Origin of the sequence: Pseudodonghicola sp., assembly GCF_048268305.1 — a bacterium.
Lineage (GTDB): Bacteria > Pseudomonadota > Alphaproteobacteria > Rhodobacterales > Rhodobacteraceae > Pseudodonghicola.
The window spans coordinates 384,014-400,167 of the sequence record NZ_JBLWVT010000001.1 but is presented as its reverse complement, the minus strand read 5'-3'; the positions used below and the strand labels follow the sequence as shown (position 1 = coordinate 400,167).

At 65.5% G+C, this 16,154-nt stretch carries 15 protein-coding genes; 9 read left to right on the top strand and 6 right to left on the bottom strand.

Going from position 1 to position 16,154, the window contains the following annotated elements; translation table 11 throughout:
• The 5 genes from ACN0V4_RS01955 (at position 1) to ACN0V4_RS01935 (ending at position 4,369) form a co-directional block, all read left to right on the top strand.
• Positions 1–981: a type II secretion system F family protein gene (locus ACN0V4_RS01955; protein ID WP_417672827.1), complete on the top strand. Its 981-nt coding sequence runs from the start codon at positions 1–3 to the stop codon at positions 979–981.
• Between the two features lie 31 nt (positions 982–1,012).
• A complete protein-coding gene (locus ACN0V4_RS01950; protein ID WP_417672826.1) occupies positions 1,013–1,576 on the top strand; it encodes a tetratricopeptide repeat protein in 564 nt (187 codons plus the stop codon).
• A gap of 31 nt (positions 1,577–1,607) precedes the next feature.
• Entirely contained in the window at positions 1,608–2,456 is an 849-nt protein-coding gene (locus ACN0V4_RS01945) for a tetratricopeptide repeat protein (protein WP_417672825.1), read from the top strand.
• Positions 2,457–2,460: 4 nt separating this feature from the next.
• Entirely contained in the window at positions 2,461–2,955 is a 495-nt protein-coding gene (locus ACN0V4_RS01940) for a prepilin peptidase (protein WP_417672824.1), read from the top strand.
• Positions 2,956–3,061: 106 nt separating this feature from the next.
• Positions 3,062–4,369, top strand: a complete 1,308-nt coding sequence (locus ACN0V4_RS01935; protein WP_417672823.1) for an ATPase — start codon at positions 3,062–3,064, stop codon at positions 4,367–4,369.
• Between the two features lie 26 nt (positions 4,370–4,395).
• Here ACN0V4_RS01935 and ACN0V4_RS01930 read toward each other — a convergent pair whose 3' ends face one another.
• Entirely contained in the window at positions 4,396–5,922 is a 1,527-nt protein-coding gene (locus tag ACN0V4_RS01930; protein WP_417672822.1) for an MDR family MFS transporter, read from the bottom strand.
• A gap of 309 nt (positions 5,923–6,231) precedes the next feature.
• Here ACN0V4_RS01930 and ACN0V4_RS01925 point away from each other — a divergent pair, with 309 nt between their 5' ends.
• The 4 genes from ACN0V4_RS01925 to pdeM all read left to right on the top strand — a co-directional run bounded on the left by ACN0V4_RS01925 (position 6,232) and on the right by pdeM (position 10,704).
• Positions 6,232–6,729 carry a MarR family winged helix-turn-helix transcriptional regulator gene (locus ACN0V4_RS01925; RefSeq protein ID WP_417672821.1) on the top strand — a complete coding sequence of 166 codons (498 nt, stop codon included), beginning with the start codon at positions 6,232–6,234 and terminating at the stop codon, positions 6,727–6,729.
• Between the two features lie 7 nt (positions 6,730–6,736).
• On the top strand, positions 6,737–9,157 hold the full coding sequence (locus tag ACN0V4_RS01920) for a ligase-associated DNA damage response DEXH box helicase (RefSeq protein WP_417672820.1): 2,421 nt from the start codon (positions 6,737–6,739) through the stop codon (positions 9,155–9,157).
• A gap of 123 nt (positions 9,158–9,280) precedes the next feature.
• Complete coding sequence (locus ACN0V4_RS01915; protein WP_417672819.1) at positions 9,281–9,958, top strand: ZinT family metal-binding protein; 678 nt, start codon at positions 9,281–9,283, stop codon at positions 9,956–9,958.
• Positions 9,959–10,053: 95 nt separating this feature from the next.
• Positions 10,054–10,704, top strand: coding sequence for a ligase-associated DNA damage response endonuclease PdeM (pdeM, locus tag ACN0V4_RS01910; RefSeq protein WP_417672818.1), 651 nt, complete (start codon positions 10,054–10,056; stop codon positions 10,702–10,704).
• A gap of 45 nt (positions 10,705–10,749) precedes the next feature.
• Here pdeM and ACN0V4_RS01905 read toward each other — a convergent pair whose 3' ends face one another.
• The 5 genes from ACN0V4_RS01905 to ACN0V4_RS01885 all read right to left on the bottom strand — a co-directional run bounded on the left by ACN0V4_RS01905 (position 10,750) and on the right by ACN0V4_RS01885 (position 16,048).
• On the bottom strand, positions 10,750–11,532 hold the full coding sequence (locus ACN0V4_RS01905) for a LytTR family DNA-binding domain-containing protein (RefSeq protein WP_417672817.1): 783 nt from the start codon (positions 11,530–11,532) through the stop codon (positions 10,750–10,752).
• A 301-nt stretch (positions 11,533–11,833) separates the two neighbouring features.
• Positions 11,834–12,718: a bifunctional methylenetetrahydrofolate dehydrogenase/methenyltetrahydrofolate cyclohydrolase FolD gene (gene folD / locus ACN0V4_RS01900; protein WP_417672816.1), complete on the bottom strand. Its 885-nt coding sequence runs from the start codon at positions 12,716–12,718 to the stop codon at positions 11,834–11,836.
• A gap of 176 nt (positions 12,719–12,894) precedes the next feature.
• Entirely contained in the window at positions 12,895–14,571 is a 1,677-nt protein-coding gene (locus ACN0V4_RS01895; RefSeq protein WP_417672815.1) for a formate--tetrahydrofolate ligase, read from the bottom strand.
• 79 nt (positions 14,572–14,650) lie between these two features.
• A complete protein-coding gene (locus tag ACN0V4_RS01890; RefSeq protein WP_417672814.1) occupies positions 14,651–15,229 on the bottom strand; it encodes an MOSC domain-containing protein in 579 nt (192 codons plus the stop codon).
• Between the two features lie 36 nt (positions 15,230–15,265).
• Positions 15,266–16,048, bottom strand: coding sequence for a methyltransferase domain-containing protein (locus ACN0V4_RS01885; RefSeq protein ID WP_417672813.1), 783 nt, complete (start codon positions 16,046–16,048; stop codon positions 15,266–15,268).
• Between the last annotated feature and the right edge of the window lie 106 nt (positions 16,049–16,154).

The window sequence follows — 16,154 nt, the reverse complement described above, 5'->3', positions numbered from 1 at the left end:
ATGGGCTTTCTCGACACGATCAACGATATCCTGACCAGCCAGCTCGGCCCCTTCGGGCCGCTGATCGCCATGGGCGGGCTTGGGGTTTTCCTGATCCTGCTGACCGTGGCGCTGCTGATGAACCAGCCCGAGGATCCGCTGAAGAAGCTGCAGCGCAGCCAAGTGGAAAGCAGGAAGACCGAAAAGAAGGAACAGCTTCGCCAACGTGGCCGCAACGAGAAGCTGGAGCGGTTCGCCACCTTCCTCGAACCCAAGGACGCCGAGGAACTTTCGGCGATGCAGCTCAAGATGCGCCAGGCCGGCTATCGGTCCAAGGATGCGGTGCGCTTCTTTCATTTCGCCCAGTTCGCGCTGGGTCTTCTGGGGCTGCTGTTGGGCTTTCTCTATGTGCTGTCGCTGAAAAACGATGCCGGCGGGCTGACCAGCCAGCAATTGGTGATCTATGTGATCGGCCCTGGCGCGGTGGGCTATCTGCTGCCGAAATACTGGATCACCCGGCGCGTCGCCGAACGCAAGGAAGAGATCGCCGCCGGTTTTCCGGATTCGCTCGACATGATGCTGGTCTGCGTCGAGGCGGGCCAATCGCTCGACCAGTCCATCGTCCGCGTCGCCAATGAGCTGACCGCCTCCTATCCGGCGCTCGCCTCGGAATTCGAAATCGTCGCCTACGAGATGAAGGCCGGCAAGGACAAGGACCGGGTGCTGCGCGACATGGGCACCCGCTGCGGCGTGCCGGATGTCTCCTCCTTCGTGACGGTGATGATCCAGTCGGCGACCTTCGGCACCTCGATCGCCGAGGCGCTGCGCGTCTATGCCAGCGAGATGCGCGACAAGCGCGTGATGCGGGCGGAAGAGGCAGCAAACAAGTTGCCAACCAAGATGACGCTTGCCACAATGATGCTGACGGTGCCGCCGCTGCTGATCATCCTGGTCGGCCCCTCGGTCAGAGGCATCATGGATCTGGGCAATATGGGCAACTGACACGATGCCAGCGCCCGCTTTGGCGGGGATCATGGCGGCACGCAAGGCGATCTGGGCCATTGTCGCACTGACGGTGGTCGCGGCCTGCGGTCCCGACCGGATCTCCGCCCCCAAGGACAGCCCCTATGCTCCCGGCGTCAATCACCGCGCCACCGGCGCCAATGAGCTCGACGTCGCTCACCGGCTGATGGCTGCCGGGCAATATGATCTTGCGATCGACGCCTTCACCCGCGCCGCGCTGCAAGACGGGATGAGCGCCGATATCCTCACCGGCCTCGGCACCGCCAATCTCGGGCTCGGCCGGCTGGGTCAGGCGGAGCAGATTCTGCGCCGCGCCGTCAAGGAGGCCCCCGACTGGCCCGAGGCCTGGAACAACCTGGGCGTGGTGCTGATGGAGCGCGGCAAGACCGGCGAGGCGACCGAGATTTTCCGCCGGGCCTATGCGCTGGACAATGGCGAAAGTGACGCAATCCGGGACAATCTGCGCTTGGCCCTCGCAAAATCGGAAAATTCTGTTAATACTGATCCGCAAAACCAAGACTATAAATTGGTGCGACGGGGCCGCAGCGAATATCTGCTCCGAACGACACCATGATCGAGGCGAGAGCAGTATAAGGACGCAGCCCATGCGCCAGCTTTTCCTGATTCCGGCAGGTCTGGCGACAGGCCTTGCCCTGGCCGGCTGTGCCGACGACGGCAAGGAAACCGTCGAACGGGCCTTTCAAGAGGTCAACGTCGTCGATGCCAGCAACCTGAACGAGGTCATGCTGACGGTCGCCGATCCCAATGAGGCGGTCGATTACTTTGCCCGCACCCTGAAGCAGAGCCCCGACCGGATCGACCTGCAGCGCGGTCTGGCGCAATCGCTGATCCGTGCCAAGCGCAATACCGAAGCCGCGACAGAATGGGGCGAGGTCGTCGCCATGCCCGGCTCCACCGCCGAGGACAAGGTCGATTACGCCGACGCGCTGATCCGTGTCGGCGACTGGGATCGCGCCAAGAAGACTCTCGACAGCGTGCCGCCGACCTATGAGAGCTTCAAACGCTACCGGCTCGAAGCGATGGTGGCCGATGCCAACCGCGAATGGAAACGCGCCGACAGCTTCTATGAGATCGCGGTCGGCATGACCACGACGCCGGCCGGGGTGATGAACAACTGGGGCTATTCCAAGCTGAGCCGGGGCGATTACGCCGGGGCCGAACGGTTGTTCGCCGATGCGATCCGCCAGGATCCGACGCTGTTCACCTCGAAGAACAACCTGATCCTGGCCCGTGGCGCGCAGCACAATTATTCCCTGCCGGTGATCCCGATGGATCAGACCGAAAAGGCGCAGCTTCTCTACACCATGGCGCTGTCGGCGGTGAAACAGGGCGACGTGAACACCGGCAAGGCGCTGCTGCGCGAGGCGATCGACACCCATCCGCAGTATTTCGAGGAAGCCGTTCGGTCGCTGAACGCGCTGGAGGCCGCCTGAGCCCATGGCCATCACGACCGTGGCGGCGATCTGGTTCCTGCCCTTCGTCCTGCCGATCTGCTTCTATGTCTGCTTCACCGATCTCAGCCAGATGCGGATCACCAATCAGGCGGTGCTGGCGCTGGCGGCGGTCTTCCTGCTGATCGGGCTGATCGCCCTGCCCCTGCCGGTCTATGGGCTGCGGCTGTTGCAGATGCTCGGGGTTCTGGTGGTGGGCTTCGTGCTGGCCTCGGCCGGGGGCATGGGCGCGGGCGATGCGAAATTCGCCGCCGCCGCCGCCCCCTTCATCGCGCCGGGCGACCTGCGGCTGTTGCTGGCGCTCTTCGCCGCCAACCTGCTGGCGGCCTTCGCCACCCATCGGATGGTGAAATACACCCCGCTCCGCCGGATCGCGCCGGGCTGGAAAAGCTGGTCGGCGGGCAGGAAATTCCCCATGGGCCTGTCACTGGGCAGCACGCTGGCGCTCTATCTGATCCTCGGCGCGATCTACGGCGCCTGAGACCGGCTTTGGCCGCGGCTTTGCCCCGGAACTGCCACATTGCCGCGCCACCCTCACGGCAAACCGGGGCTGCAGCCCCCTTTCCGCACGTCCGAAGGCCCGCCGCATGAACATGCCATCCGCCCCCGATCTTGCCCCGCCCGCGCCCCGGTCGCTGGCCGAGATGCAGCTTCCCATGGTGATGATGCGGGACATCCTGCTGAAGACGATCTTCCGCAAGAATACCGAGACCGTCGCGGCAACCGCAGAGGCGCTGTGCCTGCCGGTACAGATCACCCAGGAGCTGATCGACCTTGCCCGCAACCAGCGGCTGCTTGAGGTGACGGGGGCGCTCAACGCCGGGCCGGGCGGCGAGATGGGCTATCAGCTCACCGAGGTGGGCAAGGCCCGCGCGCTCGATGCGCTGGCGCAATCGGAATATTTCGGTGCCATGCCGGTGCCGCTGCAGGTCTATGAGCAGCAGGTCAAACGCCAGTCGATCCGCAACATTCAGGTGACGCGAGCCCAGCTCACCAAGGCGATGGGCGATCTGATCCTGCCCCAAAGCCTGCTCGACCACTTAGGGCCGGCGGTCAGCGCCGGCCGGTCGATCCTGATGTACGGCCCGCCCGGCAACGGCAAATCCTCGATCTCGAACGGCATCCGCAAGGCGCTGGGGGATCATATCTTCGTCCCCCGCGCGATCGAATATTCCGGCCAGGTGATCACCGTCTATGACCCGATCGTGCATAGCGAGATCATGGCCGAACCCGAGGATCCGACCCGCCTGCGCCGAGCCAAACGGTTCGACGCGCGCTATGTCAAATGCGAACGCCCCACCGTGGTGACGGGGGGCGAGCTGTCGCTGTCGATGCTCGATCTGGTCTATAATCCGACCGCGCGCACCTATCAGGCGCCGCTGCAGCTGAAATCCACCGGCGGCATCTTCATCGTCGACGACCTCGGCCGCCAGGCGGAACCGCCGCAGGCGCTGATCAACCGCTGGATCGTGCCCCTGGAGGAAAGCAAGGACATCCTCGGCCTGCAATCGGGCGAGAAGTTCGAGGTGCCTTTCGACACGCTGGTGATCTTCTCGACCAACTTCCATCCGAACGAGATCTTCGACAAGGCGGCGCTCAGACGGATTTTCTTCAAGATCCTGATCGACGGGCCCAGCCAGCAGGATTTCCTGAAGATCTTCGCCCTGGTCGCCCGCAAGAAGGGCATGCCGCTGGACGAACAGGCGCTGATCTATCTGCTGAAGGAGAAGTATCCGCAGATCGACAACGTCTATGCCAACTATCAGCCGGTCTTCCTGATCGACCAGATGATCGCCATCTGCGAGTTCGAGGGCATCCCCTATCAGATGACGCCCGAGCTGATCGACCGCGCCTGGGACAACCTCTTCGTGCGCGAGACCGAGATCATCCGCTAGCTCCCGAAAGCGCCGCGCCGCCCGGATCATTCCGCCGGCGCGGTTTCCTTCGGCAGCGGCACCCGCGCATCCAGCGGCCGTTCGACCATCAGAAGCGAGATCAGGCAGGCGATGACCGCCATGCCCGCCGCGATCCAGAAAACCGGGTGCAGCGCCATGGCAATGCCATGGGTGACGGTTTCGCGCAGCCCGGGCTCCATCGCGGCGATCATCTCGTTGCTCAGCGCCCGGGGGTTCATGCCGCCCAACGCACTGCCAAGCTGACGCGACAGCCCGGTGGCAAAGATGGCGCCGAAGATGGCGGTGCCGATCGACCCACCGATCAGCCGGAACATATTGGCGCTGGCGGTGCCGATGCCGACCATGTTGAACGGCACGGCGTTCTGAATGGCGGCGACGCTGACGCCCATCACCGGGCCGATGCCGACCCCGGCCAGCACCATCGACAGCGCGATGCGCCAGTTCGGCGTCTCCCCCGTGGCCAAGGCCAGCGACGCCATCGCCAGCATCAGCAACAGCGTCGAGAACACCGGCAGCAGCCGGTAGTGCCCGGTGCGCATCATCGTCTGCCCCGCCGCGAAGGACGAGGCGATGATCCCCAGCATCATCGGAAAGGTGAACATCCCCGACAGCGCCGGCGACATCCCCTTCACCACCTGCATGAAGAAGGGCACGAAGGTGATGGTGCCGAACATGGCAGTGCCGACGATCAGCCCGACGGTATTGGAGACCACGAAGTTGTTGATGCGGAACAGGCGCAGCGGCAGGATCGGCTCCGCCGCGCGGGTCTCGATGAAGATGAACAGGACCAGGGCCAACAGGACGGCGGCCAAAAGCCCCATCATTTCGGGGCTGGTCCAGGCAAAGGTGCTGCCGCCGAGACTGGCGGTGATGACGGCGAGCGACAGCACGAGCGCCAGGCTTCCGGCGCCGAGAAAGTCGATCGACGGCTTGCCGCGCGGCCCCGCCGAGGGCAGGCAGATCGTCAGCGTCACCAGCGCGGCCAGCCCCAGCGGCAGGTTCATCAGGAACAGCCATTGCCAGGGCGCGTGCTGGACGATGAAGCCGCCGGCCAGGGGCCCGATCACGGTCGAGACGCCAAAGACGCTGCCCAGCATGCCCTGATAGCGCCCGCGCTGACGCGGCGGCACCGCATCGGCGACCGCGGCCATCGACACCACGATCAGCCCGCCGCCCCCCAGCCCCTGCACCGCACGCCCCGCCACCAGCACCCAGAGGCTCGGCGCCAGGGCGCAGATCAGCGAGCCCAACAGGAACACGCCGATCCCCACCTGAAGCACCGCCTTGCGCCCGAAGAGATCGCCCAGCTTGCCGCAGACCGGAGAGCCGACGGTCGCCGCCATCAGATAGGCGGTGATCACCCAGGTGATCTGCGACAGCCCGCCCAGATCGCTCAGGATCGAGGGCAATGCCGTGGTGACCACCGTCTGCCCGAGCGAGGCGATGAACAGCACCGAGGCCGCCCCCAGGATCACAAGACGAATGCGGGCGCTCTCATGTCCTTCGGTCGGGCTTGGGGTCGGGGCTGGCACGTGGTAATCCTTGATTTGAAACTTCAATAACGGCGCGGCGACGGCCTCTCGCGCGGAGGCCACGCAGGCAGGGGCGGCATCGCCCTGCGCTTGTTTGTTGAAGGCATATATGTGCAACTTGCAATTACATGTCAATGACATGTAATTGCACCTCATGACCCGTATCGCGCGGGTCCCGATCTGGAGGACAGACCGATAGCCGAGCGCAATGAGGCCCTGGCGAACTTTCTGGAAGGCGCCGGAATCGACCGAGACATCACCCGAGCAGCGCTGGAGATCGACGCGACGCTGCAACGCTGGCGCCGCCGCGTGAACAAGCGGGAACTGGGCATCGCCGCGCTGAAGGCGCTGGGGCTGGAGGCGGAAATCGACCTCGCCCAGCTTGACGTGCTGATGGCGACCGACGCGCCAGGCAAGGAATTCGGCTGCGAGGAAGAGCCCGAAACCATGGTCTCGACCATCGCCACGAGGCTCAGGATCGACCCCTCCCGCGCCTCGCGGCAGGTGAGCGAGCTGATCGCCAAGGGGCTGGCGCATCGTACCGTCAGCCAGATGGATGCGCGGCGCACCATCGTCGAGCTGACCGACCGCGGCGCCGCCATCGTCGATGCGGTGCGACGGTTCAAGTTCCTGGTGATGGGCGAGTTCCTCTCCGGCTGGACGGCGGAGGAGATCGAGACCTTCATCCCCCTCTTCAATCGCTTCGCCGCCTGGACCAGCGATGCCGCCGCCGTCGGCCCCGACCGCTATCCGCAGGAGATCGACGAGATCGCCGCGCGGCTGCGCACCATCCCCGCGGCGTCCTGAGGCGGCGATGCCCGGCCTGCCGCCGCAGATTGCCGGCTGGTTCGCTGCCCGCGGCTGGGACATCCATCCGCATCAGGCCGAAATGCTGGCCCGCGCCGGCGATCCCGCCACGCTGCTGATCGCCCCCACTGGCGGCGGCAAGACCATGGCGGGGTTTCTGCCGACGCTGGCCGAGCTTGGCGCCGATCCGGCGCCGGGGCTCCATACCCTCTATGTCTCGCCGCTCAAGGCGCTGGCGGCCGATATCAAGCGCAACCTGCGCGCCCCGGTCGAAGAGATGGGGCTGGCAATCCGGATCGAGGATCGCACCGGCGACACCACCCAGACGCAGAAGAAGCGCCAGCGCGCCGACCCGCCGCATATCCTGCTGACCACGCCGGAAAGCCTGGCGCTGCTGACCTCCTACGAGGATGCGCCGCGGATGTTCGCCGGGCTGCAACGGGTGGTGGTCGACGAAATCCACGCCTTGGCCGAATCGAAACGCGGTGATCAGCTCTTGCTGGCGCTGGCGCGGCTTCAGGGTCTTTGTCCCGGGCTCAGGCGCGTCGGCCTCTCGGCGACGGTGGAGGATCCGGCGGCGATGGCGCGCCTGCTGGCCCGTCACCCCGATCCCTGCGCCATCGTTCTGGCCGATCCCGGCCCCGATCCCGATATCGCCATGTTGCAGACGGCAGAGCTGCCGCCCTGGGCCGGCGGTGGCGCCGCCTATGCCATCCCGGCAGTGCTGGAGCAGATCAAGCGCCACAAGACCACGCTGATCTTTCACAACACAAGGGCGCAGGCCGAGATCTTCTTTCACAACCTGTGGCTCGCCAATGACGACAGCCTGCCGATCGGCATCCATCACGGCAGCCTAGACCGAGCGCAACGGGAACGGGTCGAGGCGGCGATGACCGCCGGCAAGCTGCGCGCCGTGGTCTGCACCGGCAGCCTCGATCTCGGCATCGACTGGGGCGATGTCGATCTGGTGATCCAGGTCGGCGCGCCGAAGAACGTCAAGCGGCTGGTGCAGCGGATCGGGCGGGCCAACCACCGCTATAACGCCCCCTCCAAGGCGCTGCTGGTCCCGGCCAACCGGTTCGAGGTGGTCGAATGCGTCGCGGCGCTGGAGGCGGTGCGCGATCACGCGCTGGATGGCGATCCGCGCGGGCCGGGGCCGCTCGACGTGCTCTGCCAGCAGATCCTGATCGTGGCCTGCTCCGGCCCCTTCGATGCCGATCAGCTTTATGAAGAGGTCCGCAGCGCCGGCCCCTATGCCGCCCTGCCCCGCGCCGATTTCGACGATTGCCTGGAGTTCTGCGCCACCGGTGGCTATGCGCTGAAAGCCTATGACAAATGGCGCCGGCTGATGCAGCGACCCGACGGGTTGTGGCAATTGCGCGATCCGCGCAGCGCCCAAAGGGTCCGGATGAACATCGGCACCATCCAGGACAGTGACCTGTTGAAGGTGCGGATGAGCGGCCGGGGCGGCAAACCCCTGGGCGAGGTCGAGGAGGCCTTCGCCGCCTCGCTCAGCGCTGGCGACACCTTCCTGATCGGCGGCCAGATCGTGCGATACGAAGGCCTGCGCGAAATGACCGTGGTGGTCAGCCGGGATGCCGCGCGCGAGCCCAAGATCGCCACATTCTCGGGGACAAAATTCGCCACCTCGACGCAGCTCAGCGCGCGCATTCTCGCGCTTTTCGCGGCCGATGACTGGCCGCAACTGCCGCGCCATACCGCCGACTGGCTGGCGCTGCAGCGCCAGGTCTCCCGCCTGCCGCAGCAGGGCCGGCTGCTGATCGAAAGCTTTCCACATGAGGGGCGCGCGCATCTGTGCGTCTATGGCTTCGCGGGGCGCAACGCGCAGCAGACGCTGGGCCTCTTGCTGACCAAGCGGATGGAAGAGATGGGGCTCGCCCCGCTGGGCTTCGTCGCCACCGATTACGCCACGCTGATCTGGGGGCTCGACCCGCTCGACGATCCCGCCCCGCTGTTCGACCGGGCGGCGTTGCGGGCGGGGCTTGATGACTGGCTGGCGGGTAATGCGGTGATGAAACGCACCTTCCGCGCCAGTGCCACCATCGCCGGGCTGATCGAACGGAACATCCCTTCCTCGCAACGCAAGACCGGGCGGCAGGCGACGTTTTCCTCGGACATCCTCTATGACACCTTGCTGAAATACGACCCTTCCCACCTGATGCTGCGGATCACCCGGACCGAGGCGATGCGCGGCCTGGTCGATTTCGGACGGATCGAAGAGATGCTCGACCGCGTCGGCGACCGGATTGACCACATCCGGCTAAATCGCGTGACGCCGCTGGCCGCGCCGCTGCTCTTGGAGATCGGCCGGGTGCCCGTCGCCGGCCAGGCAGAGGAGCGGCTGCTGGCAGAGGAAGCGGCACGGCTGATGGCCGCGTCCGGGCTGGCGGGGCTACCGCAGAGCTAGGCCACGCCACCACCAACCTCTCCCCGGGGATTGCCAGTCAGAGGCAAGTCCTCTAGTCACAAAGTTACGTTATAACGTAACGATTCTAATAATCCCCAAGACCACTTGAAAGGGTTCCCAACCATGAAAACCACGATCACGCGGCACGTCGGTGCATTGGCCATCGGGGCGATGACGCTCTTCGCGGTAGAAGCCCAGGCAGAGCAGAGCGCCAAGCCGGCCGACCACACCCACACGCATGACCACAGCCATGGCGACGAGCAGCAAAAGCAAATCTACAACGGCTATTTCGAAGACAGCCAGATCGCCGCGCGCCCATTGTCCGATTGGGAAGGCGGCTGGCAGTCGGTCTTTCCCCTGCTGATGAACGGCACGCTCGACCCGGTGATGGCGCATAAGGCCGAACACGGCACGCAGACCGCCGCCGACTACAAGGCTTACTACGAGATCGGCTATAGGACCGATGTCGACCGGATCGTGATCGACGGCGACCAGGTCAGCTTTTACACCGGCGACAAGGCGGTCACCGGCACCTATGCCAGCGACGGGTTCGAGGTGCTGACCTACAAGAAGGGCAACCGCGGCGTGCGCTTCATCTTCGCCAAGACCGCCGGGGACCAGGCCGCCCCGGGCTTCATCCAGTTCAGCGATCACCGCATCGCGCCCTCGGTGTCCGATCACTATCACCTCTATTGGGGCGATGACCGCGCCGCGCTGCTGGAGGAGGTCACCAACTGGCCGACCTATTATCCCGCGGCGCTGAGCCCGGATCAGATCGTGCACGAGATGATGGCGCATTGATCGCCGCTTTCTGAGGCCGCCCGCCCGGCGGCAACCCGCAGGGGGCGCGTTGCCGCCCCTTGCCTTTTGCTCCGCCCCGGATCATGGAACGGAGCATGAACGGTTTCGACTTCACCCTTGCCGGCATATCGCTGGTGGCCTTTGGCAGTGGCGCGCTCTGGTGGCCCGATCAGCGGCTGCTCTGCGTTTCCGACCTGCATCTGGGCAAATCCGAACGCATCGCCCGGCGCGGCGGCGCGGCGCTGCCGCCCTATGACACCCGCGACACGCTGACCCGTCTGGCCGTCGACCTGACCCGGATGCAGCCTCGCATCGTGATCTGCCTGGGCGACAGTTTCGACGATCTCGACGCCGCCCGCGCCCTGCCCGAGGAGGAACGGCAATGGATCGCCAAGCTACAAGCGGGACGGCGCTGGGTCTGGATCGAGGGCAATCATGACGCAGGCCCGGCGGGACTGGCGGGAACCTCATTGGCCGAACTGCCACTGGCACCGCTGAGCTTTCGCCATATCGCCCGCCCCGGGGCGAGCGGCGAGATTTCCGGCCATTACCACCCCAAGGCCCGGCTCGCGACGGCCACTCGCCCCGCCTTTCTGCTGGACCGGGACCGGGTGATCCTGCCCGCCTACGGCAGCTATACCGGCGGGCTCAGAACGAATGACCCTGCTCTGTCCGACCTGATGCGCCCCGAAGCGCTGGCGCTGCTCACCGGCGCCACGGTGCACGCCATCCCGATGCCGCGCTGACGGTGGCGGACAGCGATCCGCCGCCCGCCTCTCTCTGAGCCCGGGTCAGAGGATCCCCGCCGCTTCCAGCTTGGGCTTGTAGGTCCGGCTGACCGGCACCCGGTCGCCATTGCTGAGCCGCAGGAAGATGCGCGCGCCTTCGCGTTCCACCCCTTCGATGGCCTCGCGGGTGACCCAATGCGACCGGTGCACGCTGTGGCCTGCAACCGTGTCCATCTCGTCGATTGCATCGGCCAGGCGCATCCTCAGCCGCTCCCGGTTAGTGGCCGAAACCACTTCGACAAAGTGGTCCTCGGAACAAAGCCGCAGAATCGGCCCGTGAAACCCCTCGGACAGCCGCCGCATCAGACGGGGCGGCAGCGGATTCTCCTCAACCGGCGGGGCCGGATCGGGCAAACGTTCCTTGACCAGGTCCGGCTCAGGCAGTTCGAGCAACGCCGGCTGTGGCGCCGGTGCCGCCGCATGTTCGCCGCCCAGCAACAGCGCCGGAATCACCCGACGCGTCATCACCACCCCGAGAGAAATCAGGGCCACCAGCGTCATCAGATGCAGGAACATTTCGACGCTCGGCGCCCCACGCGGCAGGAGCCAAAGGTTCAGCCCCTGCAGAATCGGGGTGAAAAACACGCTCATCAACAGAACGACGATCCCGTCTGCCTGCCAGAATCGCCGAACCAGCCTGGAGGCCAGCCGGCTGAAGCACCGCGCCAGCAGGGAGGAGATCACCACCACCAAAGACCAGTAAAGCAACCTGCGGTTGAAACTGAATCCATAGGTCCCAAAAGGCGCGCCATAGGCTGCGAGAAAGGAAAACACTGCCCAGATCACGGCCTCACTGCGTGACACCCGGGGCAGAAAAGAGGTGCGGGTCGCGTTCCGCTTCGGAAAAATACCCAATAATTCGCCGTTTTATTCGTGTTTCCTAACCCTACCCTAGATGTCTCTGAAGAAAGAGAAAATGCGCTTCCGGTAATAATTTCCGTTACGTCAACAATCTTGGTGCAGATTGGTGGCAAATTGAGCTGTGGCAGAGGTCTCTTTCATCCCTTGAAACAGGCAGAACAACCTATGGAAGAACGCCAGCACGCCGACCCGCCGAAATACGGCGGGTCGGCGCGGCATCGCAAACTTAGGCCGTCAGCCCCTCGGGTTCGGCCAGACCGTTGGCGCGCGAACAGGCGGTCAGCGTATTGGCCAGAAGGCAAGCGATGGTCATCGGCCCGACGCCGCCCGGCACCGGGGTGATCGCGCCGGCAACTTCGACACAGCTGTCGAAATGGCAATCGCCCAACAGGCCGTTGCGCCCCTCGACCCGGTTGATGCCCACGTCGATCACCGTGGCGCCGGGCTTGATCCAGTCGCCGGTCACCATTTCGGGACGACCCACCGCGGCCACGACGATATCGGCGCGCTTGACCACCTCTTCGATGTTCTTGGTGCGCGAATGGGCGATGGTCACCGTGCAGCTGTCGCGCAGCAGCAGTTGCGCCATCGGCTTGCCGACGATGTTCGACCGGCCGATCACCACCGCCTCCAGCCCCGAGAGGCTGCCGTGGTGGTGGCGCAGCATCATCAAGCACCCCAGCGGCGTGCAGGGCACCATGGCCTTCTGCCCGGTCGCCAGCAGCCCGACGTTGGAAATGTGGAAGCCGTCGACATCCTTGGCCGGGTCGATCGAGTTGATCACCAGATCCTCGTTCAGATGGCCGGGCAGCGGCAGCTGCACCAGGATGCCATGCACCGCCGGATCGGTGTTGAGCTGCTCGATCAGTGCCAGGAGATCGGCCTCCGACGTCTCGGCCGGCAGCTTGTGTTCATAGGAGTTCATGCCGACCTCGACGGTCATCTTGCCCTTGGAACGGACATAGACCTGACTGGCCGGATCCTCGCCCACCAGAACCACGGCAAGCCCCGGGGTGATCCCGTGATCGGCCTTCAGCCGCGCCACATGTTCCGCCACCTTGCCGCGTACCGTCGCCGCGAAGGCCTTGCCGTCGATTATTGTCGCCGTCATTGATCGACCTTTCCTAATCCACTTTCTGGCGCAAGCTCTAGCGTCGGCCTGTACCAAGCGCCAGTGCGGGGAAAGGATAATCACCGGTTTCGGGCGACCCTCCGGTTTCCCATCCGCACGGGCTGCGACGCAACGGAAACCCACCGCGGCGCGCTATGGGGACAGATCGCGGCGGCTTAGAACAGCCCTTCGATCTGGCCCAATTCGTTCAGATGGATCGCTTCCGCCGCCGGCACCCGGGGCAGGCCCGGCATCGTCATGATCTCGCCGCAGATCGCCACCACGAAACCGGCGCCCGCCGACAGCCGCACCTCGCGCACCGGGATGGTATGCCCCTCGGGCGCGCCCAGCAGGGTCGGATCGGCGGAAAAGCTGTATTGCGTCTTCGCCATGCAGACCGGCAGCTTGCCGTAGCCTGCGGCCTCCCATTCCCTGAGCTGGGCCAGAACCTGCGGCGGCGCGGTCACCTCGGCGGCGTGATAGATGCGCTTGGCGATGCAGTCGATCTTGTCGAAGAGGCTGAGGTCGTCGCCATAGAGCGGCGCGAAATCCGCCACGCCGCTGTCGGCGATCTCGGCCACCCGGGTGGCGAGGTCGAGGATCCCGGCCGAGCCCTGTTCCCAATGACGGCAAAGGATCGCCTCGGCATCCAAGGCGGCGACATAGTCCTTCACCGCGGCGATCTCGGCCTCGGTATCGGAAACGAAATGGTTGATCGCCACCACCACCGGCACGCCATAGCCCTGAAGGTTCCGCAGATGCCGACCCAGGTTGGCGCAACCGGCGGTCACGGCCGCCACATTCTCCGCCCCCAGGGCGGATTTGGCGACACCACCGTTCATCTTCATCGACCGCACCGTCGCCACCAGCACCACGCAATCGGGCGCCAGCCCCGCCTTGCGGCATTTGATGTCGAGGAATTTCTCCGCCCCCAGATCGGCGCCGAAGCCCGCTTCGGTCACCACATAATCGGCCAGCTTCAACGCCGTCCTGGTGGCGATCACGCTGTTGCAGCCATGGGCGATATTCGCGAAGGGGCCGCCATGGACGAAGGCCGGAGTATTCTCCAGCGTCTGCACCAGGTTGGGCTGCATCGCGTCCTTCAACAGCACCGTCATCGCCCCGTCGGCCTTCAGGTCGCGGCAGGTGATCGGGGTCTTGTCCCGGCGATAGGCGACGATGATATCGCCCAGCCGGTTCTGCAGATCGTCCAGATCGGTGGCAAGGCAGAGGATCGCCATCACTTCGGAGGCCACGGTGATGTCGAAACCGCCCTGCCGGGGCGATCCGTTCGACACCCCGCCCAGCCCCACCACGATATCGCGCAGCGCCCGGTCGTTCATGTCCATGACCCGCCGCCAGGTGATGCGGCGGTCGTCGATCTGCAGATCGTTGCCCCAATAGATGTGGTTGTCGATCATCGCCGCCAGCAGGTTGTGGGCGCTGGTGATGGCGTGGAAATCGCCGGTGAAATGCAGGTTCATCTCTTCCATCGGCACCACCTGGGCACGGCCGCCGCCAGCGGCGCCGCCCTTCATGCCGAAGCAGGGGCCAAGGCTGGCCTCGCGGATGCAGATGGCGGCCTGCTTGCCAATCGCCGCCAGCCCGTCGCCCAGCCCCACCGTGGTGGTGGTCTTGCCCTCGCCCGCCGGGGTCGGGTTCACCGCCGTCACCAGGATCAGCCGCCCCTCGGGCCGGTCACCCAGCCCCTTGATGAAGCCCTGCGCGATCTTGGCCTTGTCATGCCCGTAGGGGATCAAATCCGCCGCCCCGATGCCCAGCTTGGCGCCGATCTCCTGAATCGGAAGCTTCTGCGCCTCGCGGGCGATTTCGATGTCGGATTTGAAGCTCATCCTGCGGATCCCTCACTGTCAGCGGGCGCCCGGCTGGCGCCTCTGTTGCTCGATCTCTGGCGGAAATGGAGCGAAAGATCTAGGGTGCCCAGGCCCTTTGCGCAGGAATGAACAACCGCAGCCGATCGCCAAGCGCCAATGTGCCCAGACGTTCGACCCAGGCGGTCACCCCACGCAGCCCCGCCGCAGCCGGTTTGAACGCCGCGCCACGACCGGGCTCCTCCGCCTCGATCTCGCGGCCGGGCAGGACACAGGGCAAGTTCTCCATATCGACCACCAGCGTCAGCCCCTCCGATGCCTGCAAACGCGACGAGGGCGGCACATGGGTGAAATCGGGAATGCCGCGCAGCACCACGGTGGCGCCCAGAAGCGCCGGGTCCAGACGTTCCACCCCCATGCCCTCGGCGATCCGCATCATTTCCTCTTCCGAGAGGATCGACAGCTGGCGAACGTTGCGGATTTTGGTGTCGCGCGGATAGAGGTTCAGCACCCGCGAACAGGAGGCGCGGAAGGCGCCGCCGTGACGATCCCCGGTCAGCCCGTCAAAGCCCAGCTCCAACCGCTCCACCGGCCGCGCCCTGAGCGATCCGCTGGCTGCCGACACATGGCCCAGCCAGATGACCTCTGCCTCGAAATCGGTTTTCACCAGTGCCGCCATCGACCATCTCCCCTGTCGCCATCGCGACCCGATCTATCACATGGCGGGGGCCTGCAACACGAAGAACAGCCGCCGGAAGGGGAACAGCACCGATCCGTCAGCCCGCAACGGATAGATATGGCCCGCCGCGTCATCATAAAGCCGGCAGAGTTCGGTAGCCGCCTCGGGCCGCAGCGCGTCGAGCACCGGGCGGGCAAAGGTCGAACTGGTGAAAAGCCGCACCGGATGCCCCCCAGTCTCGGCCGGGAGCCGCTGGTAATACTCGGTTTCCCACAGCGACAACTCGCCCAGCGGCGCCAGCAGGTTGAAATAGTCAGCCGGTTCCAGGATGCCGGGTGAGGTCGAGGGATCGAAATGGCCGGGAAAATGCCGTTCGACCAGATCGTGCCACAGCCGGTGCGAGGGCGCCGGGTTCTGATGCGGCATCTGCACCGCCAGCAGCCCCCCAGGCGCCAGCAGGCCAGCCAGATGCGGCAGCAGCCGGTGATGATCGGGCAGCCAGTGCAGCACCGCGTTGGAATAGATCAGCGCCAGCGGCGCCTCGGGCGCCCATGTCGCGATATCCACCTGCTCCAGCCGGTCATAGGCGCCCGTGGTCTCGGCCTTGGCCAGCATCGCGGCCGAACTGTCGAGCCCCAGCAGCGGTCGGCCTAGGAACCGCTCGCGCAGCAGCGCGCCGGCCACACCGGCGCCACATCCCAGATCGCACAGCGCCCCGGGCGGCAGGGCGCCGATGCGGTTGGCAAGGTCGAACGCGGGTTGCAGGCGCAGATCGCGGAAGCGGGCGTAAAGGTCGGGATTCCAGTCGGCAGCGGTCATGGCAAGGACTCGAAGGGTTGAAACAAGAACTGCATACCATGGTATACAAAACCTGTCCAGCCTGCACCCGCCATAAGAAAACGGCCGGGCACCAAGGCCCGGCCGT